This window comes from Pseudooceanicola sp. HF7, assembly GCF_011806405.1.
GTDB lineage: Bacteria > Pseudomonadota > Alphaproteobacteria > Rhodobacterales > Rhodobacteraceae > Pseudooceanicola.
Window position 1 is genome coordinate 26742 of the sequence record NZ_JAATOW010000024.1, and the last position, 24775, is coordinate 51516.

Genomic DNA, 24775 nt, shown 5'->3' on the forward strand with positions numbered 1-24775 from the left:
CCCGGACCTTCCGGAGGCGCGCCCGGCCACGGCTGTTGCGATGCCTCCGGCGGGAGTTTTTCGGCAAGAAGAAAAGGGCGCGGGAGGCGCCAAGCCGACAACGGCCGAAGGCCCCTCGATGGGGGCTTCGGGCGTCCGCTAGCCGGGCAATATGCGGTCCAGGGCGGCGGTCAGCGCCTGGTCTTCGGCGATTTCCAGGCGCACGGGCAGTGTCAGCACCTTCTGGCGATAGTCCTGTGGCAGGCGCACCGCGTCCTTTTCGGTGGTCACCAGCTGGGCGCCAAGGGCAGCGGCGTCGCGCTCCAGCCGGCTCATGAGCGCCGGGGTCAGGGGCTGGTGATCCGACAGCGCCTCTCCGTGCAGGACCTCTGCGCCCTGGGCGCGCAGGGTGGCAAAGAACTTTTCCGGGTGGCCGATGCCGGCAAAGGCCAGCACCCTGAGCCCGTTCCAGTCCATGCCCATTTTCAGCGGCGCGAGCCGTCCTGACAGGTGCGGCAGGGAAATCTGCGCGCCCCAGCGGGCCTGGAAGTCTGACTGGGCCTCGGCCGCGCCGATTGAAAGCAGCAGGTCCGCGCGGGCAAGGCCTGTCTGTACCGGTTCGCGCAGAGGGCCGGCGGGCAGGCAGCGGCCATTGCCGAAACCTTTTTCCGCGTCGACCACGATGATTGAAAGCGCCTTGCGCAGGGCGGGATCCTGGAAACCGTCGTCCATGACGATCACGTCTGCCCCGGCCTGGGCGGCTGCACGGGCGCCGGCGCTGCGATCCGTGGTGATCCAGCCGGGCGCAAAGGCAGAGAGCAGCAGGGGTTCGTCGCCGGTCTGGCTGGCGTCGTGGCGGCGGGTGTCGACCTGGACCGGGCCTTCCAGGGTGCCCCCATAGCCGCGCGACAGGAAATGCGGGGTCAATCCACGCGCGGTCAGGCGCATCAGCAGGTCGATTGCCGTGGGGGTCTTGCCGGTGCCGCCCGCGTTCAGGTTGCCGATGCAGATCACCGGTATCCCGGGATCCTCCGGCGATGCCTTGCTCAGCCGCCGTGCGGTTCCGGCGGCGTAAAACGCGCCGAGCGGCGCCAGCAGCCGGGCGGCCGTGCCCGGGCGCCTGGGGTCGCGAAACCAGAAATCGGGTGCGCGCATCTAGAACATCCCCCGTTCTTCGAATTCTCCGATCACCCAGTCCACCACCCGGTCCGTGGCTTCGGCCCCTTCGGTCGACACGGTCCAGGCGGCAGAGGCCATGCCGGCGGCCTGGTCGGGGGCCAGAAGCAGGCTGACCGCGGTTTGCAGCCCTTCGGAATCGCGCACGATGCGGGCGGCACCGGCCTGGGACAGGCGGGTGTAGGCGGGCAGGTGGCGGGCGACATAGGGGCCGTAGATGATGGCGGATCCATGGGCGGCGGGTTCGAAGGGGTCATGCCCCTTCATTCCGCGAAGAAGCGAGCCGGCCATGAAGGTCACCGGGCAGAGGCGGTACCACAGGCCCATCTCTCCGCGCGTATCGGCCAGCAGGACCTGGCAGTCTTCTCTTGGATAGTCGCCGTCGGACCAGCGCTGGTAGCGCCAGCCTTCGCGGTCCAGCTGACGGGCCATGGCATCGCTGTCCTCGGGGTTGTCCGGCACCACGACCAGCAGAAGCCGGTGGGCCATGCGGCTGGCACGGCGCTGCGCATCCAGCACATGGGCCAGTTCACCGGGATAGACCATCGCCGCCAGCCAGAGCGGGCGACCGGCCAGGTGGGCGGAAAGCTCATCCCGGTCGGCGTCATCGCAGGGCAGGGCGATCCCGCCTTCCTGCAGGGGGGCAGAGACCCGCATGCTTTCGCCGCTGGCGCCCAGTCGCTGAAGCCGCCGGGCGGCGGCCGCGGTGGCGGCGTGGATCGCGGTGAAGCCGCCCAGGGCGCGTCGGGCCTGCCCCGTGCGCAGGCTCCAGCGCGGTTCCGTGATCGCGCTTTCCTCGGCCCCGGCCAGCAGGACGGGCAGGTCCATGCGCCGCAGGGCGGAAAGCAGCATGTGCCGCAGGTGGCCGTTGAACCAGACCACGAGGTCGGGCTGCCAATGGGACAGGAAGGCGTCGATCTCCGCGTTTTCCTCGGCCGGGATGGGGGCGTATTGCAGGTTCGGGTCATCCGGCCCTGGCAGGGGGGATCCGCTGAGGCTGATCAGCACCGAAACCTCGCCGCCGTCGCCCGCGATGCGTTCGATCATCAGCTCTGCCAGCAGTTCCGCTGCCGGCTGGCGATCGGGATCGGGCACGACCAGCCAGACCAGCAGGCCCTCTGGCCTGTGGTCCGGTTTGCCACCGCCGCGGGGCTCACTGCCCCGGCGGCTCAGCGCCCTGGCAAGCCCGCCTCCTCTTGCCATGGTGTTCTTAGCTCAACTCCTCGGTCGAGGAGGCTTCGAGTTCCTCGTCCCGCAGCCGGTGGATATGGGCGATGAAGTAGCGCATGTGGGCGTTGTCCACGGTCTTCTGCGCGGCGGCTTTCCAGGCGTCATAGGCCGATGCGTAATCCGGGAACATGCCCACGACATCGATATCGTTCACATCGCGGAAGACGTTCTTGGAGGGATCGACAAGCTCTCCTCCGAAGACAAGATGCAGGCGTTGCGGCATGGAATTCTCCTTTGCGGATGCAGCGGCAGCTTGGGGCAAACTGCGCAGATTGGTGCCGGGGGTCAAGGCCGGGCTCTGGTGTGCTGCCGCCCGGGAGCGGGCGGCGGGCGGTGCCTTGCCGGTCTAGGCCGGCGCAGGTTACCGAAGTCTTTCCAACAGCCTCTGAGCCGCGATCATTCGAAGGGCGGCGGCTGGTCCGGATCGGGCCGCTCGACCGGCCGCGAAGGGCGCAGCGCGGCCAGGATACCGGCATGCAACTTGGGTCCGGCCGCTACCACGCCATTGAGCAAGGCGGTGGGGGAGTTGAAGGTCAGCCGCTCTCCATCCCGGTTCGAAATGCGCGCGCCGGCTTCCTCTGCGATCAGACTGCCGGCGGCAATGTCCCATTCCCAGCTGGGCCTCAGGGTCATCATCGCATCAAAGCGCCCCTGGGCGACAAGCGACAGGCGATAGGCCAAGGCTGGGCGGTAGTGGCGGTCGAAACCGGGAACCGGGCCGTTCCACTGGGCGGGGGCGAAATTGGGCTTGGCGGCCAGGATCGTCGCGCCCTGCGTCTCTGCCTGCGGGGTGCAGGCGATGGGCGTGCCGTTCAGCGTGGCGCCCGCGCCGCGGGCGGCGGCGAACATCTGGTCCTTCACCGGCAGGAAGACGACCGCGGCAATGACCTGTCCGCGCTCTGCCACCGCAAGGGAATGCGCCCAGGCGCTTTCGCCGTTCATGAAGCCGCGGGTGCCGTCGATCGGGTCGATGATGAAGACCCGGTCCCGGGCCAGCCGGGCGGTGTCATCCGGGCTTTCCTCGGACAGCCAGCCATAGCCCGGGCGCCCCTCGGTCAGGCAGTTGCGCAGGGCCTCGTTCACGGCCAGGTCGGCTTCGGTCACCGGGCCCTGGTCATCGGGCTTTTCCCAGATGTCCAGCGTGCCGGTGGTATAGCTCATGGCGATTTCGCCGGCCGCGCGCGCGGCGGTCTTCAGCAGGTCAAGGTCTTCGGTCGGCGTGCTCTGCCGCCCGTCACGATCCGGCAATGGTCATTCCTTCGACCAGCAGCGACGGTACGACGGATCCACGCCAGAGGCGCGCGTCATTGGCCGGGATCAGCGACAGCAGCATGTCCCGCAGGTTGCCGGCGATGGTGCATTCGTTCACCGGGCGCACGGCCTCGCCGTTCTCGACCCAGAAGCCGGCCGCGCCGCGGGAATAATCGCCCGTATTGGGGTTGATCGTCTGCCCGATGAGAGAGGTGATGAGCAGCCCCGTGCCCATTTCCTTCATAAGCTCCTCGCGCGACTTGTCGCCCTGGGTCAGTTCCAGGTTCCAGTTGCTGGGCGACGGCGGAGAGGACAGCCCCCGCACCGCGTTGCCCGTCGGGGCCATGCCCAGCTTGCGGGCATTGGCCAGGTCCAGCGTCCAGCCGGTTAGAACGCCTGCATCGACGATCTTGCGGGGCTGCACGGTCAGGCCTTCGGCATCGAAGGGGCGGCTGGCCGGGCCGCGCGGGCGCAAGGGGTCTTCCGTCAGGCTCATGCCGGCGGGCAGCACGCCCTTGCCCAGGGCCTCCGCCAGGAAGGAAGAGCCGCGCGCGACGGCGGCCCCGTTCACCGCGCCGCACAGGTGGCCGATCAGGCTGGCCGCGACACGTTCGTCGAAGAGCACCGGGTAGGCGCCGGTCTTCGGCGCGACGGCCCCTGTGCGCTCTAGCGCGCGTTCGGCGGCTTTCGCGCCGATCTCTTCGGGGCTGCGCAGGTCAGACTGGAAAACGCGGCTGTCGCCGTCGTAGTCGCGCTCCATCTCGCTGCCGGTCCCGGCAATCGCCACGCAGGAGGTCGAGCGTGAGCTGCGCCGGTAACCCCCGGCGAACCCGTTTGTGGCGGCCACGTAGACCTCGCTTGCGCCATAGCCGGCAGAGGCCGACTGCACCTGTGAGATCCCATCGTAGCCAAGCGCCGTGGCCTCGGCGCGGCGGGCGTCTTCCTGAAGTTCCTCGGGCGAAGGTTCCGGCGCGGGATCATGCAGCTCAAGACCGTCCGCGCTGCGGCGGGCGGACAGCTGATCGGGATCGGCCAGCCCGATATAGGCGTCCTCCGGGGCTTCGCGCGCCATGGCAACGGCCCGTTCGGCCATCATGGCAAAGGTCTCTGCCCGGATGTCGGAGCCGGAGACGCAGGCCTGGCGCTGGCCCATGAAGACACGCAGCCCGGCCTCGACCCCTTCGGCGCGTTCGGCATGTTCCAGCACCCCGTCGCGCACGTCGATGGAAACCGAGCTTCCCTGGCGCAGGATCACATCCGCGCCGTCGGCCCCCGCAGCGCGGGCAGCATCCAGAAGGGTTTGGCTCAGCTCGGAAAGGGAATGGGACATGGGTGCCTTCGTCTTTTGGTCCTGACCTGCCTAGCCGCTGCGGCGCAGCGGATCAAGCCAGCCTGCACAAAGGGGCCGCTGTTGCGGGCTGGCGGGCGCGGTCGGACGGGTGGGGGATCAGGGGATAAGCGTGCGCCCGTTGACCTGAAGACTCTCGTTAGCCGTCAGGCGCAGGATGGTGGTCAGGATATCCGCATTGCCCTCCTGCTCGGCGAAGATCGACAGGTAGAGCGGCGCGGCCAGCACCAGGGCAGAGGGGATCACCCCGCTGTCGCCCAGCTTCTCCAGCAGGGCGATCAGCCCGTCACCGCGCAGGTCCAGCCGGCCTTCGGCCTTGGGGAAGGGGCCGAAACGGCTTGGCTGCGAGGGGTCGAGCGTGAACGACCCCTTGCCGCCGATCCTTGCGCCCGCGCCGGTCAGCGACAGGTCGTCGACATCAAGCCGGACGACGCGCCCCGCCCCGGTCATCGGCAGATCCGCCAGGGCCACGCCTTCACCCACCTCTGCGGCCTGCTTCATTCCCGAAATGGAGGCGCTGAAGGAAAGCGGCGCGCGGGGAATGGCGCCCTTGGGGTCGATGAAGGGCCAGAACATGTCAGGCGGTGTGACATCCGTCAGCCGCAGGTCCAGCGAGAAGGGAGAGGGCGCGATATCGCTGGTCACCGGGCCCGCGGTCTTCAGGCCCAGGTCTCCGATCTTTCCGCTCAGCGGGAGGGACAACGCGTCGCCCTCAATTGCGAAGGCCATGTTGCGGTTGTGGGCAGAGACCTCCATCCGGCTGCCATCGCTCATCGCGGTCAGCGTGCCGCCCCCGCTGGCGGTGGACAGGGCGAAGGTGGTCTCTTCGTCCAGAAGCTCGGCCTGCATCTGGCCGCTCGCGTAAGTCAGGTGGCTTTCCCGCGACACGCCCGGCCCGGCAGCGGCGATGGCCGGGGGATCGGTGCGCCCCGCGGCCTCAAGCCCTTCCATCCGGCCAGAGACCCGGACCCGGTCGCGCTGATCGGCGGCGGGCAGGTCGATATCGTAAAGCACGCTGCGCATCTCTGTCCGGCGTGCCAACCCGTCGCCAATGCGGATGCTGCCCGACAGATCCTCGGCGATGACCCGGACCGCATCCTCATGGGCAACGCCGTCGGTGACCAGCTCATCCAGGCTCAGGTTCAGCGCCCCGGCGGTGAAGTCATGCACCAGCTCGTCTTCCGCTTCATGGACCCGCATGACGAACTTGTCCTGCAACAGCCGGCCCTGGCCACGCCAGACATCCGTGCCGCGCGCGGTATCGACGGAAAAGGGCAGGGCGGCGGGCAGTTCGACCTGCACCAGCCCGGCAGCCAGTTGGCGCAGCTGAAGCCCGCGCAGTTCCAGCGCGAAGCCGCGCGGCGCATCCGGTTCAGGTCCCCGGGGCAGGGTCAGCGCCAGCCGGTCCAGGATCAGCAGGTCGTCTTCATGCAAGATGCGGGCGGTGATGGTGAACCCGGCCTCTTCCAGCTGGTCCTGCCAGGCTTGCCAAAGCTCATCTGGGCTCAGCGCGGCGGCGGGGGCGACCAGCCCCAGGCTCAGCGCGCCGGCCGCGCCGAAGGCACGCAGGGCAGGCAGAAGGCGGCGGGGGTGAAACATGCTGGGTGACCTTGGGTTTTCCCTCATTGATGTGGCGCAGCCTGCCCGCCCGTCAAGCAGCGCGCGCCCCGGTCGGCTTCTCGGCGCCGCTTGACGGCAAGGGGACGCCGGGCAGGCTGTGCCTGTCCGTTGTCGCCGCATGCGCCGCTCTGGACCCGGCGCGGTGGTTTCGCTAGCTCTTGAACAGATGTTTTGACGGGAACAGACCTCCCGGAAAGGAAGATTTCATGACGGATCTGACAGGCAAGACCGTGGTCATCACCGGGGCCAGCCGGGGCATCGGCGCCGCCGCGGCCCGTACATTCGCGCAGGCGGGGGCCAATGTCGCCCTGCTGGCGCGCAGCGAAGCCCCGATCGCGGAGCTGGCAGGCGAAATCGGCCCCCAGGCCGTGGCGATCCCCTGCGACGTGTCGCGCTTCTGGGAAGTGGCCGGCGCGCTGGAAAAGGTGATGAGCGCCTTCGGCCGCATCGACGTGCTGATCAACAACGCCGGCGTGCTCAAACCCATCGCCGGCCTGGCAGAGGCCGATCCCGAGGAATGGGGCCATGTCATCGACATCAACATCAAGGGCGTCTTCAACGGGATGCGCGCGGCGATCCCGGTGATGGAGGCCGCAGGCGGCGGCACCATCCTGACCGTCAGCTCCGGGGCGGCGCATAACGCTCTGGAAGGTTGGTCGGCCTATTGCGCCTCAAAGGCCGGGGCGGCGATGCTGACGCGCTCGGCTCACCTGGAATACGCGGACAAGGGACTGCGGGTCATGGGCATGTCCCCCGGCACCGTGGCCACCCAGATGCAGCGCGACATCAAGGCCAGCGGCGTCAACGCGGTCTCCGAACTGGAATGGGAGGATCACATTCCCCCCGAGTGGCCCGCGAAGCTTCTGCTGTGGATGTGCGGCCCGCAAGCCGATGCGCACCTGGGCGAGGAACTGAGCCTGCGCAGCGAAGAGCTGCGGCGCACCATCGGCGTGATCGCATGATCGGGCGGTCTTCTCCGGTCGATGGGCTCACCGTCCTGACCCTTGAGCGGCCGGAGAAGGCCAATGCGCTGACCGGCCCCATGCTGGAAGCGCTGCGCGATGCGATCCGGGCGGAAAGCGCGGCCCGCTGCCTAGTGCTGACCGGCGCCGGGCGGGTCTTTTCGGCCGGTGCGGATCTTGAGGCGGCCCGTGCCGGGCTGGCGACCTCTCCGCTCTGGGAAGAGGTCTCTGCCGCGGTGGCGGATCATCCGGGGCTCACGATTGCCGCGCTCAACGGCACGGCGGCGGGCGGTGCGCTGGGCATGGTGCTGGCCTGCGACCTGCGGCTGGCTGTGCCGGGGGCCAAGGTCTTCTACCCCGTGGCCCGCCTGGGGTTCCTGCCGCAGCCCTCCGATCCGCAGCGGATGCGGGCCCTGATCGGTCCCGCGCGCACCCGGCTGATCCTGCTGGGCGGGGCCAGGATCACCGCGCAGGAGGCGCTTGCCTTCGGCCTGGTCGACCGGATCACAGAGGATCCCCTGGCCGCCGCGCAGGAGATCGCGGCAGATGCCCTTGCCGCGGATCCGGCCCATATGGCGGCGATCAAGGCGATGTGCGACTGACCCTACCCCCCGCGCTCTGCTCGTAGGCGCTGTCCACAGGGCACGCCACCATCGACGCGCGCGGCTACTCCTGCCAGCGGACCGGTCGGCCAGATAGCGGCTGGGATGGATATGCCCGATACGTTATGGCAGGTCTGGCCCGGCCCGGATTTTCAGGCAGGCGGAGTTTTCAGGCTGGCAGGAATTCAGGCAGGCAAGCGGAACGGCAATGGCAACGGCACTGGTCATAGGGGGCGGCCCTGCGGGTCTGATGGCGGCAGAGGCGCTCTCTGCGGCGGGGCTCTCCGTCACCCTGGCGGAAAAGATGCCCACCATGGGGCGCAAGTTCCTGATGGCCGGGAAATCCGGGCTGAACCTGACGAAGGACGAAGGCTTCGAGGCCTTCCTTGCCGCCTATGAAGAGGCGGCGCCGCTGCTGGCCCCCGCGCTGGCCGATTTCGGGCCGGAGCAGGTCCGCGCCTGGGCCGAGGGGCTGGGGCAAAGCCTCTTCACCGGCTCCACGGGGCGCGTCTTTCCGACCGGCATGAAGGCCTCTCCCCTGCTGCGGGCCTGGCTGGCGCGACTTTCGGCGCAGGGTGTCGTGCTGCGGACCCGATGGGACTGGCAGGGGTTCACGGACGGGGGCTGCCGTTTCGCAACGCCGGATGGCGAGCAGGTGGTGCAGGCCGATGTCACCGTGCTGGCCATGGGCGGGGCCAGCTGGCCACGCCTCGGCTCTGACGGAAGCTGGGCCGCGCAGCTAGCCCCGGTGATCGGCCCGGTGACTCCCTTCGCGCCCTCCAACTGCGGGTTCCGCCGCAGCTGGTCACCCCATATGCAGCCCCATTTCGGCGCCCCGCTCAAGGCCGTGGCCCTCAGCGCCGGCGGCAAGGAAACCCGCGGCGAATGGGTGCTTTCCGCCAGCGGCGTGGAGGGCGGCGCGATCTATGCCCTCTCCAGGCCCCTGCGCGACGGGGCGATGTTGCAAATCGACCTCGCACCGGACCTTACCAGGGAAGAGATCGCCGGCCGGCTGGCGCGGGGGCGGGCGTCGGAAAGCCTGTCGAACCGGCTGCGCAAGGCCCTGAAGCTCGATCCCGTGAAGCGCGCCTTGGTGAATGAACTGGCCCGCCCGCTGCCCGCCGATCCCCAGGCCCTCGCGTCGCTGGTCAAGGCCCTGCCGCTGCCGCTTGAGGGCCCGCAGGAGATCGCGCGCGCCATCTCCACCGCCGGGGGGCTGCCCTTTGACCGCCTGACGCCGGCGCTGATGCTGCGCGATCGCCCCGGCACCTTTGCCGCCGGAGAGATGCTGGACTGGGATGCGCCGACGGGCGGCTACCTGCTGACCGCCTGCCTGGCCACGGGGCTCTGGGCGGGGCGCGCGGCGGCGGCCTGGGCTCAGACCGCCTGAAGCTGCGCCTCGGCGGCCTTGTCGGCCGCGACCGCCCGCTGATAGCCCGGGCGCTGGCGCAGCATCTCGGCGTAATCGCCCAAGGCCTCCGGCAGCGGGACCTTGGCAATGACGGCCCAGTTGATGCAATGCAGCGCGATGAAATCGGGCACGGACATGGACTCTCCCATCAGGTAGGGCCCCTTCAGGCGTCGCGCCAGCATCTCGAATCGCTGTTCCAGTTCCCAGCGGGCCACCTCGCGCACCTGCGGGATGCGGCGCTCCTCGGGCAGGATGAACGCGTGCCGCGCGATCAGCCAAAGCCCGGCCTCCAGCTCATCCAGCACCTGGTGGGTGATCCCGTCCTGCGCCGCGCGGGCCAGGGTGCCGGGCAGGGCGGTGAAACGCCCGTGGCGATCGGCCAGGAAGGTCAGGATCGCCGTGCTGTCCGTCAGCGGGACATCGTCCACCAGCAGGACCGGCAACTTGCCCAGAACGGAGTGCTGCCGCACGACTGCCTCCTGCGGATGGCAGGCCGTCCGCTCATAGCGCTCACCCAGCTCCTCCAGCATCCAGATGACCCGAAAGGTCCGGTTCTGCGCACCGCCAATGACATGATACATAAGGTCTCCTCCTTCGCTGACCCTGCGTCGGGAGGTCGGCTCGATCCAGCGAAACGTGACGGCACGCAGGATCCTTCATCTGGCCGGAAATACTTCCGCCGGAGGCATGAAACCTCAGCGCGCGCGCCCCATCATGGCCAGGCGGATCAGCATCCGCTCCACCAGCGCCATGTCCGGCGCGGCCTGCCCGGCAGAGCGCAGGGACAGGTCCGTTTCGGTCACCACGCCAAGCGCCATTTCCAGCTTGGCCGCCCCCCAGCCCTGGGCCTGGCGCAGGACCTTGTCGCGGCGCGGCCCGAAGACCGGCGGGCGCAACCGCCCGATACCCGCCCCCGCGCCATCGGGATGGGCGGCCACGGCATAGAGCGTCTTGAAATGGCGCAGCGTGGCAATGCAAAGCGCCACGGGCTGCACGCCCTGCGCCTTCAGCCGCCGCATCATCGGCCCGATCTGGTCAGAGCGCGCATCGGCCACGTGATCCAGGATCTCGTCCAGCCCCGCCTCGGTCGAGGCCGGGGCGCAAAGCGCGATCTCGGCCTCTGTCAGGGGCGTGTCGTCGCCGTATTTGTACAGCGCCAGCTTCTCCACCGTCTGGCGGAAATCGCCGGGATCCAGCACCATGGCCAGCGCGGTTAGGGACCGCAGCGTATCCGGCGGCAGCTTGACCAGCCCGGCCTTGGACAGCGTCGCCTCCACCTCTTCTCGAGAGGGCGGATCGTCGTAGATCCCGCAGGCATAGGCCTTCGGATGGGCCTCGAAGGCCTTGCGGATCTTTGAGGTCGCCTTGAGCTGGCCGGCGGCCACCACCAGCTGGGCATCGCCCGGCTGCCATTCGGCCAGCGCGGGCAGGATGTAATTCACCTGCTGCTCGGTCACGCCTTCCACGAAGACGACACGGGGCCCGGGAAAGAAGCTTTGGGCCCGGATGGCCACGCTCAGCACTTCGGGGTCGCGGCGCAGGTCCGTGGCCTGGAAACGGGAGACGCGCATCTCTGCCTCGCCCTCCGGGCCGACAAGGTTCGCCACGATCTCCTGGCGGCGCAGCGCGATGCGCATCGCGTCGGGGCCGTAAAGCAGGATCCCGGCGCGGTCGGGTTCCGGCCGGGCGGCGTAGCGGCCGATTTCCTTGGTCGCAAGTTTCATTGGCCGGCAGGTCCGGAAGCAGTCCCGGAGCGCGCCAAATCCGCCGTCAGCCGGGCCACCAGCATGTCCGACAGGATCACCATTAGCCGCTCATGGGCATCGCCCTGCGAGGCCAGAGTCGCCACGGTCGACCCGGTCGCGGAATAGCCGGTAAAGGAATTCACCTTGCCGGAGCCGATGATGGTCCCGCTGGCCGTTTCCGTCAGGCTGTAATCAAGGTTGCCCACCACGTTGAACCGCGTGGTGGTGTTGTCGCTGGTCACGGCCAGGCTTTGCTCGAACACGTTGAGCTTGAGCGCCAGATCGTACTGCGGCGCGCTTACCCGGCCCAGGCGCTGCTCCAGCTCGCGCACCAGCACGTAGCTGTCGCCCGAATCCGGTGCGGGGATTCGCACCCGGTTGACCAGCGGATAGCCCCCTCCCCCCGGCCCATAGGTCGGGGTAAAGCCGCAGGCCCCAAGGGCGCCTGCGCTCAGCAAAGCAAGGAATTTGCGTCGGTCAGATGACCACATTCACGATCCGTCCGGGAACGACGATGACTTTCTTCGGCTGGGCCCCGTCCAGCGTCCGTTTCACATTCTCGACTTCAAGCGCCAGCTTTTCAACCTCTGCCTTGTCCATGTCTTTCGGGACGCTGATTTCCCCGCGCCGCTTGCCGTTCACCTGGATCGGCAGCGTGACGGTATCCTCGACCAGCAGGGCGGGATCCGCGACCGGCCAGTCGGCATGGGCGATCAGGCCCTCGCCGCCCAGCAGCGTCCAGATTTCCTCTGCCAGGTGCGGGGTCATGGGCGACATCAGCTGCGCCAGCACCTTCAGCGCCTCGGCCTTGGCGGCAGAGCCGGCCTTGGACTTGGCAATGGTATTGGTGAAGGCATAGAGCTTGGCGATGGCGGCGTTGAAGCCGAAGCTCTCGATCCCGCCGGTCACGTCATGGATGGCCTTGTGGGTCTCACGCAGCAGCGCACCGTCCTCGGCCTCGTTCGCGGGGGCATCCGCCAGTTCCGCGGCCAGGCGATAGACCCGCGCCAGGTGCTTGGAGGCCGCTTCCGCGCCCGCTGCCGTCCATTCCACGTCCCGCTCCGGCGGGCTGTCGGACAGCACGAACCAGCGCGCGGTATCGGCGCCGTACTGGTCGATGATCGCCACCGGGTCGACGACGTTGTTCTTGGACTTGGACATCTTGGCCGAAGGAACGATCTCCACCTCGCGGCCATCCTTGAGGAAGCCCTTGCCTTCGCGCAGCTCGACCTCTTCCGGGTAGTGATAGACCGGGCGGCCCCCCTTGCCCTCGGTCTGGTAGATCGCGTGGGTCACCATGCCTTGAGTGAAGAGCGCATCGAAGGGCTCGCGCGATTTTTGCGGCAGGTGGCCGGTCTCGTTCATCGCACGGGCGAAGAAGCGGGAATAAAGCAGGTGCAGGATCGCGTGCTCGATGCCGCCGATATATTGATCGACGTTCATCCAGTACTCGGCCTCGGCCATGTCGATGGGTGTCTCTGCACGCGGAGAGGTGAAGCGCGCGAAGTACCAGGAGCTGTCCACGAAGGTGTCCATCGTGTCCGTCTCGCGCTGTGCCGGGGCACCGCAGGCCGGGCAGGCGCAGTCACGCCAGGTCGGGTGCCGGTCCAGCGGGTTGCCGGGCACGGAGAAGTCGATCGGCTTGCCGCCCTCGTCATAGGGCAGCTGGACGGGCAGGTTTTCCTTCTTCTCGGGCACCACGCCGCACTCAGGGCAATGGACGACCGGAATCGGGCAGCCCCAGTAGCGCTGGCGGCTCAGGCCCCAGTCGCGCAGGCGGAACTTGGTCACGCCTTCCCCGATGCCCTTGCCTTCGCAGAACTCGACGGCGGCATCGATGGCCTCGTTGCCGGTCATGACCTCTGCGCCGGCGACGGGCCGGGTGAAGCGCACGCGGTCGGGCTTGGGCGGCACGAAGGCCCCCTTGGCGGGGTAATCGCCCTCGACCGGCTCGAAGACCGGGGTGATGGGCAGGCCGTATTTCGTGGCGAACTCGTTGTCGCGCTCGTCATGGGCGGGCACGCCGAAGATGGCGCCGGTGCCGTAATCCATCAGGATGAAGTTGGCGATCCAGACCGGCAGCTTCCAGTCCGGGTCCAGCGGGTGGGACACGGTCAGCCCGGTGTCATAGCCCAGCTTTTCCGCCGTCTCGATGGCTTCTTCGGTGGTGCCGCCCTTGCGCGCCTCAAGGCAGAACTCGGCCACCTTGGGATCCTTGGCTTCCAGCGCCTTGGCCAGCGGGTGATCGGGAGAGATCCCGACGAAGCTGGCGCCCATCAGGGTATCGGGCCGGGTCGTATAGACCTCGATCTGCTCAAAGCCTTCATGTGCCTCGGTCAGATCCCAGCTGAATTGCAGGCCGCGGCTCTTGCCGATCCAGTTGGCCTGCATGGTCTTCACCTTGGCCGGCCAGTTGTCCAGCCCGTCCAGCGCGCTCAGCAGATCATCGGAGAAGTCGGAGATCTTGAAGAACCACTGGGTGAGCTCCTTGCGCTCCACCACGGCACCGGAGCGCCAGCCGCGCCCGTTTTCTACCTGCTCGTTCGCCAGGACGGTCATGTCGACCGGATCCCAGTTCACCACCGCGTTCTTTCGGTAGACCAGGCCTTTTTCAAGGAAATCGAGGAACAGCGCCTGCTGCTGGCCGTAGTATTCCGGATCACAGGTGGCGAACATGCGCGACCAGTCCAGCCCGAAGCCCAGCGGCTTCATCTGGCTGACCATCGTGTCGATGTTGGAATAGGTCCAGTCCTTGGGGTGGCCGCCGTTCGCCATGGCGGCGTTTTCGGCCGGCATCCCGAAGGCGTCAAAGCCCATGGGGTGCAGCACGTTGTGCCCGGTGGACAGCTTGTAGCGCGCGATGACATCGCCCATCGTGTAGTTGCGCACATGCCCGATATGGATGCGCCCCGAGGGATAGGGGAACATCTCCAGCACGTAGTACTTCGGCTTTCCGCCTTCCCGCGTTGCGGTGAAGACGCCGGCTTCTTCCCAGGCCTTTTGCCATTTGGGTTCGATTTCGGCGGCGGTATAGCGCGACATGGACGCTCCCTTTCGTGATGGGCTTCTCGGGGCGGGTTGATAGGGCGGCAAAGGGGAAGGGTCCAGCGATTTAAAGACCGCCTTGGGTGAATGGGCGGCTTTTTCGCCAGTGGGGAAGAGGTTAGGCTGACCGCAAACAGGGAGCGCAGGCGTGAACATCCTCTTCATCCACCAGAATTTCCCCGGCCAGTTCAAGCATCTCTCCGTGGCGCTGGCCCGGCAGGGGCACAGGGTGACGGCCCTGACGCTGCGGGTGAAGAAGCCGGTGGAATGGAACGGCGTGCAGATCCTGCCCTACCGGATCGACCGGCGGGACGAACAGCAGGTGCACCCCTGGATCCTGGACATGGACAGCAAGGTGACCCGCGCCGAGGCCTGCCTGCGCGCCGCCCTGCGCCTGAAACAATCCGGCTACCAGCCCGATATCATCATCGCCCACCCCGGCTGGGGCGAGTCGATGTTCCTGCGCGATGCCTGGCCGGAGGCGCGCCTGGGCATCTATTGCGAGCTTTACCACCGCATCGACTATCCCCACTCCGGCTTCGATCCGGAGTTTCCCGCGCCCGTGAACCTTCCCGAAGCGCCGCGCATCCGGATGAAAAACCTTCACAACCAGGTCAGCTTCGACGCCGCGCAGGCCGGTCTCAGCCCGACCGCCTTCCAGGCCGATACCTTTCCGGAGCGGTTCCGCGACCAGATCACCGTGGTGCATGACGGGATCGACACCGATGAGGTCCGCCCGGACCCCTCCGCCAGTTTCACCCTGCCCGATGGCCGCGTGCTGACCCGCGCGGATGAGGTCGTGACCTTCGTGAACCGCAACCTGGAACCTTATCGCGGCTACCATGTCTTCATGCGCGCCCTGCCGCGCCTGCTGCGCGAACGGCCCGATGCCCAGGTGCTGATCACTGGCGGCGACGGGCTGTCCTACGGATCGTCCCCCCCGAAGGGTAAGAGCTGGAAACAGGTCTACATCGAAGAGGTCCGCGGCCAGATCCCGGATGCGGATTGGGCGCGGGTCCATTTCCTGGGCCGGATTCCCTACGAGGATTTCCTCTCCATGCTTCAGGTCGCGCGGGTCCATGTCTACCTGACCTATCCCTTCGTGCTCAGCTGGTCCCTGATGGAGGCCATGGCCGCCAGTGCCGCCATCGTCGCCTCAGACACCGCGCCCGTGCGCGAGGTGCTCAGCCATGACCGGACCGGGCGGCTGGTCGATTTCTTCGACGGCGATGCGCTGGTGGACCAGGTCTGCGACCTGCTGGAGGATCCAGAGGCGCGGGCCCGCCTGGGAGCAGCGGCGCGCGACCTGATCCGGGACAGCTATGACCTGAAGACCAAGTGCCTGCCCCGCCAGCTGGAATGGGTCCAGGCGCTTGCACAGATGCCCGCGCCGCCACCCCCGCCGGTCTGAACCCCGGCGGCCCGAACTCAGACGATCCGGGCAAAACCCGCTGTCAGCACATGAAAAAAGCCGCCCCGGGGGCGGCTTTCTCTATCTGGTGGCGGGCAGGATGCTGCGGCTCACATGCCGCGATCTTGCACCCGCATCTGGCGCGCACGGGTCAGGATCGCATCTTCAACCGCGCGTTGCGTGCCGGCATCGACCGCGCGGCCACCGCTGGTCTGCAGCGCCACGTTCAGCGAACGCGCTTCCAGCGCCGGGTCGGAGATGTAGATCGTGGCGCGGTAGGACCGGCCACCGCCAGGCGGCGTGCCGTAGCCCGTGGTGATCACGCCGGAGAAGGGATCGACCTCCTGCACCGGCAGGAAGTCCAGCACATCCAGCGAGGCGTTCCAAAGGTAGCGGTTCACGCTGATCTTGGTCCCGTCATCCCGTTGGCTGAACAGGTCCCAGATCGTGCTGTCGGGCCGCGCTTCCTCGGGGTTGTTCAGGGTCGGACCCAGAGTCTGGCTGCTTTCGCTTGCAGCGCCATACCCGGCAGGGGTGGTCGTGCCGCAGGCGGCCAGCGCGAAAAGGGCGGTCACGGCTGCCAGGCCGAAAGCGCGAGAAGACGTCATGCCATGCCTCATTTCCATCGGCACATCGTGCCAGCTATCCACCCTGATCTAACGAAGCGGGGAAGGGGGAGCAAGGATCATTCCCCGGACGGCCCGCGGCAGGGGCTGCTGCCGCTCATCGCGCCGCCTGCCTTTGCCTGCCTCGGCACCTTTCCGTGCACCGCCCCGGCAGGACATCCGCCTCCCGCTCCCAGGGTGCCGGGGGCGAGTCCCGGGGCCGAATCCCGAACCTGCGGCCCGGCCCGGCGGCGGTGACCCGAAGCGGGGAACATGCGGCCTTCCCCTGCGGGAGCGCCGGAAAATGCCCCGCCCCGGCCCCGGAAAGCCGCTTCCGGCGCGGGTCTGCGGGATCGAAACCCGCGCGCGCAGCACTGGCGAGTCTTGCGGCGATCCCGGTGTCACGCCTGCCTGCGAAAAGACACGAACCCCTTCCGGCGCCATGATTTCCCGCCTGGAACGCTCCCGGATTCGCGCTGCGCTCCCGCGGGCGCGGAACCGCTCTTGCATGGCTCTTAGGGCTTCATTTCGCAGATACGGGCCCCCTGTGGCCCCAGACTGTGGCAGAGTTGCACCATTCCCCGGCCCCTGTGCACCTGCCGGGCGCGGTGCGCTTGCAATGAAAAGGCAAAAAGAGCGAAAGACCCTTCATACCCAAATCGGATTCCCCGTTTTGGGGCTGATTGAGAAACCGAGGGAAACACGATGAAAAAAATTCTCTTCGCATCGACCGCGCTGGTTTTCGGCGCCGGCGCTGCGTCCGCAGATCTGGCCTTCTCCGGCCTGGGCCGCTTCGGTGTCACCTACGTCGAAGAGCGTGATGTCTACACGGGCGACGCTGCACGTGAAGATTGGGAACTGCACAGCCGCTTCCAATTCGACATCGCTGGCACCACCGAAGCCGACAACGGCATCCAGTTCGGCGCCAAAGTCCGCATGCGGATCACCTCCAACGGTGAGACCATGAACGGCAACGGCGCCAACGGCGGCTACGGCTTCAACGACCCGCAATTCTGGGTGAGCTCCGAAGGCCTGACCTTCGAAATGGGCAACGTCGACTACGCACTCGACAACATGCCCGGCCTGTCCTACCCGGCACCGGGTCTCGTTGGCCTCGAGTTCATCTCCCCCGCCTCCGACAACATCCCCGGCTACGGCTCCAACACCGTTGGCGGCGACCAGGCTGTTGCAGCCCTGTACGAGATGGACGGCTTCGCAGCACACATCTCCTACATCCCGGCATCCGAGAACACCGACATGTATGTCGCGTACACCTTCTCGGGCTACACCTTCGCTCTGGGTTACCAGGACGGCGACGCCTACGAAACCGAATGGGCAGCAGCTGTCTCCGGTTCGCTGGCTGGCGTTGACTGGAACATCTCCTACGCCGACAACGGCCCGGATGGTGATGCATACGGCCTCGGCGGCTCCTACGACGTGAGCTCCGCCCTGTCGATCTCCGGCTTCTACGGCAACGTTCCGGGCATCTCCAACATCGACCCCAACGATGACGACAACTACGGCCTGGGCGCACAATACGACCTCGGCGGCGGCGCATCCTTGCGCGGCGCAATCGGCCACGTCAAAGGTGCAGACGCAGCTGACTTCGGTGTTGTCTTCAACTTCTGATCCCAGAAGCTGAACACCATCATGGGGGCAGATCTTCGGATCTGCCCCTTTTCGATTCGGACCGGTCAGGCGATCGGGCCGGGTCGGTAGGGGCACCTTCCCTCGGGGGTGCCCCTTTTCCTTTGCGGCGGTTTGATGTTCCCTTGTCGCGCCGCTAAACAGCGCGCGAGCAGAGAGGTTGCCCATGTCGCTTCAAGAGATCCGTTCCCGCATCGAAAAGGCCTGTACAGAGGCCGGGCGTGACCCTGCCGGGGTGACGCTGATCGCCGTGTCCAAGATGCAGCCCGAAGAGCGCGTGCGCGCGGTCCTGGAGGAGGGCCAGCGGGTCTTCGGCGAAAACCGGGTGCAGGAGGCCGCCGGCAAATGGCCCGCCTACCGGGAGGCCTTTTCGGGGGTGGAGCTGCACATCATCGGCCCGCTGCAATCCAACAAGGTCCGCCAGGCGATGGAGCTTGCAGAGTACATCCATTCCGTGGACCGGCCCAAGATCGCCTCTGCCATCGCGCGGATCGCCGATGAGACCGGCAGCTGCCCGGGCCTGTTCCTGCAGATCAACACCGGGGCAGAGCCGCAGAAGGCCGGGGTGCTGCCGCAAGAGGCCGATGCCTTCGTCGCTGAATGCCGCGCCCTGTCCCTGCCCGTGAAGGGGCTGATGTGCATTCCGCCCGCGCAGGAGGAAGCCAGCCTGCATTTCGCCCTGCTGGCCAAGATCGCGGCCCGCAACGGGCTCGAGGGGCTGTCGATGGGCATGTCCGGCGATTTCGAGAAGGCGATCTCCTTTGGCGCGACCCATGTCCGCGTCGGCTCTGCCATTTTCGGGGCGCGGGACTAGCGGCGCGCCGGGGGGCTTTGCCCCCCACGGCCCGTGGCCCCCTCCGCGGGGTCCCCGGGCCGTTCCCCCCAGAGTGATCCGGCAAGAAGAAAAGCGATCAGCGCGCGCGGATCTCGACCGTGTCGCCCAGGGTCAGGCAGGGGGCGAGGGCGTGCAGGTGATCGCGGCGCAGGGCGAGGCAGCCCTCTGTCGGGAAATGCGGGCGGCGCCACTGGTGCAGGAAGATGGCCGAGCCCGCGCCGGGCGTGGCCTCGGGCCAGTTCCAGTCCAGCACCACGACAAGATCATAGAGCGGATCGGCGCGGCGCAGGCGTTCATGGCTGGCAGCGAAGGGCGCGCGGACGTGGTGGTTGTATTCCGCATGATCGGGCGCGTCGCACCACAAGTCCACGGGGGCGATGGTGCGGGCCCAGGCGGTGGGGCGCGCGATCCGGTCCGGGCGGTACCACATCTGCACGATGCTGAGACGCCCCGTCGGCGTGGCGCCGTCCCCTTCGCGCTTGTCCGCGCGGATGCCGCCCCGCCCGATGCTGCAGGGATAAAGCCTCTTGCCCGCGCGCAGGCCCATGGGCGTCAGCGCCAGTTTCACAGAAGATGGCCCGATTTCCGGGCCTTGGTGGCCAGGTAGCCCTTGTTGAAGGCGTTTTCACCGACCTTCAGGGGCACGCGTTCCACCACGTGGACGCCTTCCTTTTCCATCATGGCGATCTTCGCGGGGTTGTTGGTCAGCAGCCGCACCTGGGAAAAGCCCATGCGTTGCAGCAGCTCGGCGCCCAGGCGGAAGTCGCGCTCGTCGTCTTCGAAGCCGAGGCGGTGGTTGGCCTCCACCGTGTCGAAGCCCTGGTCCTGCAGCGAATAGGCGCGCATCTTGTTGGCCAGCCCGATGCCGCGCCCTTCCTGGTTGAGGTAGAGCAGCACGCCGGCGCCTTCCGCGCCCATCTGGGTCAGTGCCCCCTGCAGCTGGGGGCCGCAATCGCATTTTAGGCTGCCCAGCACGTCGCCGGTGAAACAGGCCGAATGCAGCCGCGCCAGCACCGGCTTGTCCCGTGCCGGGCGGCCGATTTCCACCGCGTAGTGTTCCTCTCCGCCGTCTTCGGGGCGGAAGACATGCAGGCGCCCGGCCTCGGAGACGGCCAGGGGCAGGCGGGCGGAGACCACCGGGTACATCGCGCTGGCCTGGTCCAGCTGGGCCGCCGTGGGGCCCGCGGGCAGCAGGGTCAGGCTATGGGCGGCGGCGAAGCCCATCGGATCGGCGATCTCAAGCACCAGGGCCGCGGGCAGGATGCGGGCCGATTTCGTTAGCTTGATCGCGATGCGGTGCATGTCCGCCGACCCCTCACGCAGGGCCACCAGCGGTCCCTTCATCGGGTGGCGCAGGTCATCCTTGGGATCGGCCAGGGCGCGGATCCAGCCCGGCTCTGCCTCTTCCGGCAGGGGCAGGCGCGCCAGGTCCCCGTCATAGGCGCGCGCCTTCAGGGTTTCCGCCCGCCGTGCCGTCAGCGCCAGGACCGCCGTACCCGGCAGGGCCAGCAGATCGTCCAGCCGCTCCTGCGACAGGGTCTCTGCCGCCATGACCAGCGCCCCTTGCCCGGCATCGGCAAGCACCACCGGAACCCCCATGCGCAGGTCCGCGCGGGCTCTTGCGATCAATTCGGCGACCGAGGGGAGAAGACTCATGCGATATTCCCGTTCCAGAGCCCTTTCCATAGCCCCGGGCGCAGGGATTTGAAACATTTCCCCGTCAGGCAACACGAGAGCGTGAGACAATTGCAGCATATCTTGCCGCAAGCCCCGGGCAGGCGCATCTGCCAGTCACGGCAATAGGAGGGCCCCGTGATGGCACAGCTGAAGAAGATCCTGCTGGTGGATGATGACGATGACCTGCGCGAAGCGCTGAGCGAGCAGCTGGTCATGACAGAGGACTTCGATGTCTTCGAGGCAAGCTCCGGTTCCGGGGCGATGCAGAAGGTCAAGGAAGGCCTATACGAACTGGTGATCCTGGACGTGGGTCTGCCCGATACCGACGGGCGCGAATTGTGCCGCCTGATGCGCAAGCAGGGGGTGAAAAGCCCGATCCTGATGCTGACGGGCCATGATTCGGATGCCGACACGATCCTGGGGCTGGATTCCGGGGCCAACGATTACGTGACCAAGCCGTTCAAGTTCCCGGTCCTGCTGGCCCGCATCCGCGCTCAGCTGCGCCAGCACGAGCAAAGCGAGGACGCGGTTTTCCAGCTTGGCCCCTACAGCTTCCGCCCGGCCATGAAGCTGCTGGTCACAGAGGATGAGCGCAAGATCCGCCTGACGGAGAAAGAGACGAACATCCTCAAGTTCCTCTATCGCTCCACCGATGGCGTGGTCGCCCGCGATGTCCTGCTGCACGAGGTCTGGGGCTACAATGCCGGGGTCACGACCCACACCCTTGAGACCCACATCTACCGCCTGCGGCAGAAGATCGAACCCGATCCCTCCAATGCGCGGCTGCTGGTCACGGAATCCGGAGGCTACCGCCTGGTCGCGTAGGGTATTCCCTACTTTCCGAAGTGCTCCGGAAAATGTATGTTGAGAGCATGTTCCTATGGAACTATCCCGCGCATATCCGGGTTTGATATGCACCTCCCTGTTGGACTGCCCGGGCTTTAAGCCCGGGTTTTTTTTATGCGGTCCAAGGATTTAAGGGGTTTCGGCCTGTTGTGCGCGCGTCGCGCGAAGGGGCAGGGCCCACAAGCCTGACGCGAATCAGCGTCGCCTCGCTCTCTTGCATCAAGGTCATGACGGCCCGTCGGGGCGTGTTTTCAAGCAGCGGAAACATGCCGGTGAGCGGGGTGGAGCGGACTTTTGGCGGCGAAAAGCGCGCTGAAAGCCATGGTTCGGGGCCATTTCGGGTGCGGCCCGTTGTCACGCGACAGGGGGAAAAAGCCGCGCATCTGCGGGGTTTGAATCCACGGCGGAATGCGACGGTAGTGGCGCTTCTGCCCTGGTCCCAACCTCATCCCTTTGCTGTGCCGATCCCGCCCTGAAGCAAACAGGACGGGCAGGGAGGGTGCATCAAATTCGCCCGCGCCGGATCAGAACTCGTCCCATTCCTCCGAAAGCGCCGGGGCCGGGGCATTCACCGCCATGCGCGGGGCGGCGGGGGCCGGGGATTGGACAGAGGACGGGGATCGGGCAGACGAAGGGGCAGGGGCCGCGAAGCTTGCCGGGGCCAGCCTGTCCCCGGTCTGGAAGCGGGTCATCAGCGCGCTCAGTTCTTCGGCCTCTCGGTTCAGGGCGGTTGAGGCGGCGTTGGTTTCCTCGAACATGGCGGCGTTCTGCTGGGTCACATGGTCCAGCTCCTTCATGGTCTGGTCGATCAGGGCCAGGGATCCCGACTGCTCATTGGCAGAGGCCGCGATCTGGGACACCAGCTCTGCCACGTTGCGCACGGCGGAAGAGATCTTCTGCAGCGCCTCGCCGGTCTCGTTCACCAGGCTGACCCCGTTCTTCACCTGCTCGTTGGAGGTGGCGATCAGCCCGGAAATCTCCCGCGCAGAGGTGGAGGACCGATGCGCCAGGGCGCGCACCTCTGTCGCCACCACGGCAAAACCGCGCCCGGCCTCGCCCGCGCGGGCGGCCTCCACCCCGGCGTTGAGCGCCAGAAGGTTGGTCTGGAAGGCGATATCCTCAATCACCAGGCTGATATTGGAGATCTCCGAAGAAGAGGTCTCGATCTCTGCCATGGCGTGCACCGTGCGCTGCACCACGTCGTCCGAGGCCTGGGACTGCCCGCGCGCCGCATCCGCGGCCTGGCTGGCACTGCGCGCGGCCTCCGCAGTGGCGCGGACGTTGGTGTTGATCTCCTGGATGGCGTTGGTCGTGTCCTGCAGCGAGGCCGCCTGGCGCTCTGTCCGCTGGGCCAGGTTGTTGGAGGCCGCGGCGATCGCATCCGCATCGGTCGACACCGCCTGGGCGTTGCGGATCACCTGCTGCACAGTCTCGCGCAGCTCCTTCACCGCGCGGTTGAAATCCTGGCGCAGGGAGTCGTGGGTCTCATCGAAGGTGGTGTCGATCACCGCGCTGAGATCTCTGTGGGCCAGCCGGTTCAGCGCCCTGCCGAGCCCGTCCACGACGACCTGCTGGGCCTGGGCGGCGCGGGCGCTGATCTCCCGTTCGCGGCGCATGGCCGCGCGCGAGGATTGGTCCGCCTCTGCCGCGCGGGCGTCCAGCGCGATCCGGTTGCGGACGGAGGTGAACAGCACCGCGGCCTCCATCACCAAGATGACCCCGTGCAGCGCCGTGCGTTCCAGGTTGGTCAGCAGGTCCGCGTTCGTCGGATAGATCAGGATCGGCATGGCCAGGGCCAGCACCAGGTGGTGCAGCGCGATCAGCCCGGCGCAGGCCACGATCACCCGGGGATCGGCCATGGTCATGGTGACGGCCAGCAGGGCAAAGAAAAGCATGTGGCTGTCGATCTGCCAGCCGGTGCCCGCAAGTGCTGCGGTAAAGCCCATGGCCTGGCCCATCAGCGCCAGCCCGACGATCATGCGCCCCGCCGCGCCCGGCGTGGCGCGCCCGTACCCCGCGCCGCCCGCCATGATCAGCGCGAAGACCAGCACCGGGAGCACCGGGTTGCCGGCCATCAGGGCCGCGACCGGCGCCAGCACGACCAGCCCGATGGCCAGCAGGCCCACGTTTCCGGTGGCGATGCGCCGGGCCCGGTCGAAGTCGCTTTCACTGCTCATCCGTCTACTCCGCAAAACTGGGCGATGGCCGTGCCATCCACCACCATGAAGGGGCCGGCCGCCCGCAGCCGGTCGCCGAAATCCGAAGCCTCTGCCTGCACCAGGGTGGCCAGCGGGGTCTGCAACGGGCCCACGCCATGGCCGCCGGCCCGGTCGATCTGCGCCCCGCGATCCACCCAGGGCGGCGACAGAACCAGCACCAGCCCGCTCTGCGCCGGGGGCAGCGACAGCAGCCCCAGAACGGGGCCTGACAGCGCAAGGCTGAGGAACAGCAGGATCGGGGCAATGTTCGGCACGGGCTCACTCTCTTGAAGACAGGCGATACGCCCATTGCCTTGCCACCCGGTTAAAGCGCGAAAGCCGGGTTTTCCTGCCCCGCCTCGGATGCTACCGAAAGGCGCACAACCCGGAGAACGCCATGACCTTCACCCTCGCCACCTGGAACATCAATTCCGTCCGCCTGCGCGAGGCGCTGGTCTGCAAGCTGCTGGAGCAGGACGCGCCCGACGTGCTTTGCCTGCAGGAATGCAAATCCCCGGTGGACAAGATCCCGCTCGAGGCCTTCCACGCGCTTGGCTACACCCAGATGGTCGCCCGCGGGCAAAAGGGCTACAACGGCGTGGCCATCCTGTCCAAGCTGCCGCTCGAGGACATGGGCGACAAGGATTTCGCCGGGCTCGGCCATGCCCGCCACGTGGGCGCGCGCCTGCCCAATGGCGTCACCATCCACAATTTCTACGTCCCCGCCGGTGGCGACAAGCCGGACCGGGAGATCAACGTGAAATTCGGCCAGAAGCTGGATTACCTGACGGAGATGCGCGACTGGTTCCGCGCCGAGGCGCCGGAAAAGGCGATCCTGGTCGGGGATCTCAACATCGCGCCGCGCGAAGATGACGTCTGGGACCACAAGAAGCTGCTCAAGGTCGTCTCCCACACCCCGGTCGAGGTCGCCCAGCTGGCAGAGACGCAGGAGGCCGGCAACTGGGTCGATATCACCCGGCAGGACATCCCCGAAGGGCGGCTTTATTCCTGGTGGTCCTACCGCAGCCCGGACTGGGACGCGGCGGACAAGGGCCGGCGGCTGGATCACATCTGGGCCACGCCGGATATCTCGAATGCCGCGCATTCCTCGCGGATCCTGCGCGACGTGCGTGGCTGGGAACAGCCCTCTGACCACGCGCCGGTCTTCGCGACCTTCGATCTCTGAC

23 protein-coding genes are annotated in these 24775 nt (G+C 67.4%); 8 read left to right on the plus strand and 15 right to left on the minus strand.

Annotated features, from left to right (window positions below; all coding sequences use genetic code 11):
• Positions 1 to 138: 138 nt before the first annotated feature.
• The 6 genes from lpxK to HCZ97_RS14020 form a co-directional block, all read right to left on the minus strand.
• A complete protein-coding gene (gene lpxK, locus HCZ97_RS13995; protein WP_167689335.1) occupies positions 139 to 1134 on the minus strand; it encodes a tetraacyldisaccharide 4'-kinase in 996 nt (331 codons plus the stop codon).
• Positions 1135 to 2358, minus strand: a complete 1224-nt coding sequence (locus tag HCZ97_RS14000; RefSeq protein ID WP_167689336.1) for a 3-deoxy-D-manno-octulosonic acid transferase — start codon at positions 2356 to 2358, stop codon at positions 1135 to 1137.
• A gap of 7 nt (positions 2359 to 2365) precedes the next feature.
• Positions 2366 to 2608 (minus strand): DUF4170 domain-containing protein, encoded by a 243-nt coding sequence (locus tag HCZ97_RS14005; RefSeq protein WP_167689337.1) that lies wholly within the window; start codon positions 2606 to 2608, stop codon positions 2366 to 2368.
• 173 nt (positions 2609 to 2781) lie between these two features.
• The gene (locus tag HCZ97_RS14010; protein WP_303048720.1) at positions 2782 to 3633 is read right to left on the minus strand and encodes a 3'(2'),5'-bisphosphate nucleotidase CysQ; all 852 of its coding nucleotides are present in this window, start codon (positions 3631 to 3633) and stop codon (positions 2782 to 2784) included.
• Positions 3620 to 4966, minus strand: coding sequence for a TldD/PmbA family protein (locus tag HCZ97_RS14015; RefSeq protein ID WP_167689338.1), 1347 nt, complete (start codon positions 4964 to 4966; stop codon positions 3620 to 3622). Before HCZ97_RS14015 ends, HCZ97_RS14010 begins: the two co-directional genes overlap by 14 nt.
• Positions 4967 to 5083: 117 nt before the next feature.
• Positions 5084 to 6583 carry a hypothetical protein gene (locus HCZ97_RS14020; protein WP_167689339.1) on the minus strand — a complete coding sequence of 500 codons (1500 nt, stop codon included), beginning with the start codon at positions 6581 to 6583 and terminating at the stop codon, positions 5084 to 5086.
• 227 nt (positions 6584 to 6810) lie between these two features.
• Between HCZ97_RS14020 and HCZ97_RS14025 the strand changes: the two genes are divergently transcribed.
• The 3 genes from HCZ97_RS14025 (at position 6811) to HCZ97_RS14035 (ending at position 9558) form a co-directional block, all read left to right on the plus strand.
• Positions 6811 to 7566 (plus strand): SDR family oxidoreductase, encoded by a 756-nt coding sequence (locus HCZ97_RS14025; RefSeq protein WP_167689340.1) that lies wholly within the window; start codon positions 6811 to 6813, stop codon positions 7564 to 7566.
• Positions 7563 to 8168 (plus strand): enoyl-CoA hydratase/isomerase family protein, encoded by a 606-nt coding sequence (locus tag HCZ97_RS14030; protein WP_167689341.1) that lies wholly within the window; start codon positions 7563 to 7565, stop codon positions 8166 to 8168. Before HCZ97_RS14025 ends, HCZ97_RS14030 begins: the two co-directional genes overlap by 4 nt.
• 208 nt (positions 8169 to 8376) lie before the next feature.
• A complete protein-coding gene (locus HCZ97_RS14035; RefSeq protein ID WP_167689342.1) occupies positions 8377 to 9558 on the plus strand; it encodes a TIGR03862 family flavoprotein in 1182 nt (393 codons plus the stop codon).
• Here the strand turns inward: HCZ97_RS14035 and HCZ97_RS14040 are convergent.
• The 4 genes from HCZ97_RS14040 to leuS all read right to left on the minus strand — a co-directional run bounded on the left by HCZ97_RS14040 (position 9546) and on the right by leuS (position 14366).
• The gene (locus HCZ97_RS14040) at positions 9546 to 10160 is read right to left on the minus strand and encodes a glutathione S-transferase family protein (RefSeq protein WP_167689343.1); all 615 of its coding nucleotides are present in this window, start codon (positions 10158 to 10160) and stop codon (positions 9546 to 9548) included. The genes HCZ97_RS14035 and HCZ97_RS14040 overlap by 13 nt on opposite strands.
• A 114-nt stretch (positions 10161 to 10274) precedes the next feature.
• Positions 10275 to 11303, minus strand: a complete 1029-nt coding sequence (gene holA, locus HCZ97_RS14045; protein WP_167689344.1) for a DNA polymerase III subunit delta — start codon at positions 11301 to 11303, stop codon at positions 10275 to 10277.
• Positions 11300 to 11782: an LPS assembly lipoprotein LptE gene (lptE, locus tag HCZ97_RS14050; protein WP_368484379.1), complete on the minus strand. Its 483-nt coding sequence runs from the start codon at positions 11780 to 11782 to the stop codon at positions 11300 to 11302. The genes holA and lptE overlap by 4 nt, the downstream gene beginning before the upstream one ends.
• 19 nt (positions 11783 to 11801) lie before the next feature.
• The gene (gene leuS, locus HCZ97_RS14055) at positions 11802 to 14366 is read right to left on the minus strand and encodes a leucine--tRNA ligase (protein ID WP_167689346.1); all 2565 of its coding nucleotides are present in this window, start codon (positions 14364 to 14366) and stop codon (positions 11802 to 11804) included.
• Between the two features lie 151 nt (positions 14367 to 14517).
• Here leuS and HCZ97_RS14060 point away from each other — a divergent pair, with 151 nt between their 5' ends.
• Positions 14518 to 15780 carry a glycosyltransferase gene (locus HCZ97_RS14060; RefSeq protein WP_167689347.1) on the plus strand — a complete coding sequence of 421 codons (1263 nt, stop codon included), beginning with the start codon at positions 14518 to 14520 and terminating at the stop codon, positions 15778 to 15780.
• A gap of 110 nt (positions 15781 to 15890) precedes the next feature.
• Here the strand turns inward: HCZ97_RS14060 and HCZ97_RS14065 are convergent, their stop codons facing one another.
• Entirely contained in the window at positions 15891 to 16388 is a 498-nt protein-coding gene (locus tag HCZ97_RS14065; RefSeq protein WP_254871537.1) for a DUF3576 domain-containing protein, read from the minus strand.
• Positions 16389 to 17090: 702 nt separating this feature from the next.
• Between HCZ97_RS14065 and HCZ97_RS14070 the strand changes: the two genes are divergently transcribed.
• Together HCZ97_RS14070 and HCZ97_RS14075 are read left to right on the plus strand one after the other, a co-directional pair.
• A complete protein-coding gene (locus tag HCZ97_RS14070) occupies positions 17091 to 18014 on the plus strand; it encodes a porin (RefSeq protein WP_167689348.1) in 924 nt (307 codons plus the stop codon).
• A gap of 184 nt (positions 18015 to 18198) precedes the next feature.
• Entirely contained in the window at positions 18199 to 18846 is a 648-nt protein-coding gene (locus HCZ97_RS14075) for a YggS family pyridoxal phosphate-dependent enzyme (protein WP_167689349.1), read from the plus strand.
• A gap of 97 nt (positions 18847 to 18943) precedes the next feature.
• Here HCZ97_RS14075 and HCZ97_RS14080 read toward each other — a convergent pair whose 3' ends face one another.
• Positions 18944 to 19429 (minus strand): L,D-transpeptidase, encoded by a 486-nt coding sequence (locus tag HCZ97_RS14080; protein WP_167689372.1) that lies wholly within the window; start codon positions 19427 to 19429, stop codon positions 18944 to 18946.
• 2 nt (positions 19430 to 19431) lie between these two features.
• Complete coding sequence (gene ribA / locus HCZ97_RS14085) at positions 19432 to 20523, minus strand: GTP cyclohydrolase II (RefSeq protein WP_167689350.1); 1092 nt, start codon at positions 20521 to 20523, stop codon at positions 19432 to 19434.
• A 159-nt stretch (positions 20524 to 20682) separates the two neighbouring features.
• Here ribA and HCZ97_RS14090 point away from each other — a divergent pair, with 159 nt between their 5' ends.
• Positions 20683 to 21369 carry a response regulator transcription factor gene (locus tag HCZ97_RS14090; protein ID WP_167689351.1) on the plus strand — a complete coding sequence of 229 codons (687 nt, stop codon included), beginning with the start codon at positions 20683 to 20685 and terminating at the stop codon, positions 21367 to 21369.
• Between the two features lie 545 nt (positions 21370 to 21914).
• Here the strand turns inward: HCZ97_RS14090 and HCZ97_RS14095 are convergent.
• Positions 21915 to 23567: a methyl-accepting chemotaxis protein gene (locus tag HCZ97_RS14095; RefSeq protein ID WP_167689352.1), complete on the minus strand. Its 1653-nt coding sequence runs from the start codon at positions 23565 to 23567 to the stop codon at positions 21915 to 21917.
• Positions 23564 to 23863: a hypothetical protein gene (locus HCZ97_RS14100; RefSeq protein WP_167689353.1), complete on the minus strand. Its 300-nt coding sequence runs from the start codon at positions 23861 to 23863 to the stop codon at positions 23564 to 23566. Before HCZ97_RS14100 ends, HCZ97_RS14095 begins: the two co-directional genes overlap by 4 nt.
• A 122-nt stretch (positions 23864 to 23985) precedes the next feature.
• Between HCZ97_RS14100 and HCZ97_RS14105 the strand changes: the two genes are divergently transcribed.
• On the plus strand, positions 23986 to 24774 hold the full coding sequence (locus HCZ97_RS14105) for an exodeoxyribonuclease III (RefSeq protein WP_167689354.1): 789 nt from the start codon (positions 23986 to 23988) through the stop codon (positions 24772 to 24774).
• Position 24775: the final 1 nt, after the last annotated feature.